The sequence below is a fragment of the Psychrobacter sp. 1U2 genome (genome assembly GCF_051847575.1).
The window spans coordinates 1-785 of record NZ_JBPYDC010000894.1; the positions used below are offsets into that span (position 1 = coordinate 1).

A 785-nucleotide genomic window follows, 5' to 3' on the forward strand; every position below is an offset into this window, starting at 1 on the left:
TTTTAATTATTGGTGTAAAAAATCCAGATGAATTAGGTGATATTTCTCCATGCTAACGATATTCCAGCGTATTCTCAGTGAGACTTGCTTTTCAAGTCAGGATGATATTATGAAAGATTTTCATTACCAAGCTTTACCGCTCGACGTTCATTTTGGGAACGGTAAGTCAGCTGAAGCCAAAGATATTCTAATACAGCATGGTTATCGTAAAGTTATAGTAATTACGACACCGGGTCAAAAAGAAGCAGGTCAGAAGTTATCGCAGCAACTACAAGAGATTTCAGCAGGCGTGTATCCGCACGCTGTCATGCATGTTCTGGTAGAAGTCGCGGACAAGGCGGTAGAGTTTGTCCAATCAAACGACATTGATTGTTGCCTGGCTTTGGGCGGCGGCTCTACGATTGGACTTGCCAAAGCCATTGCATTAAAGACGCATTTACCGATAGTCGCTATACCAACTACCTATTCAGGTAGCGAGATGACAACTATTTATGGCATGACTGAAAACAATCTAAAAACCACAGGTAAGGATATTCACATCCTACCCAAAGTAGTGATTTATGATCCAGAGCTAAACTTAACCTTGCCTGCGCAAATCTCGGCTTGTTCAGGTATGAATGCCATGGCACATGCGATAGAAGCGCTATATGCTGAGGATAAAAACCCAATTGTCAGTCTCATGACGGTTGACTCTATCAAAGCATTAAAGTCTGCTTCGCCTGTGATTGTAGATGACTTGAGCGATATTTCAGCACGCCAGAAAGCAACCTATGGTGCTTGGCTTG

Annotated in this window: 1 protein-coding gene; it reads left to right on the forward strand. The window is 42.4% G+C overall.

The genetic code is table 11. From position 1 onward, the window contains the following. Positions 1-109 precede the first annotated feature (109 nt). The coding region (locus tag ACS8FD_RS19400; protein ID WP_439277065.1) for an iron-containing alcohol dehydrogenase at positions 110-785 on the forward strand (676 nt) is incomplete at its 3' end.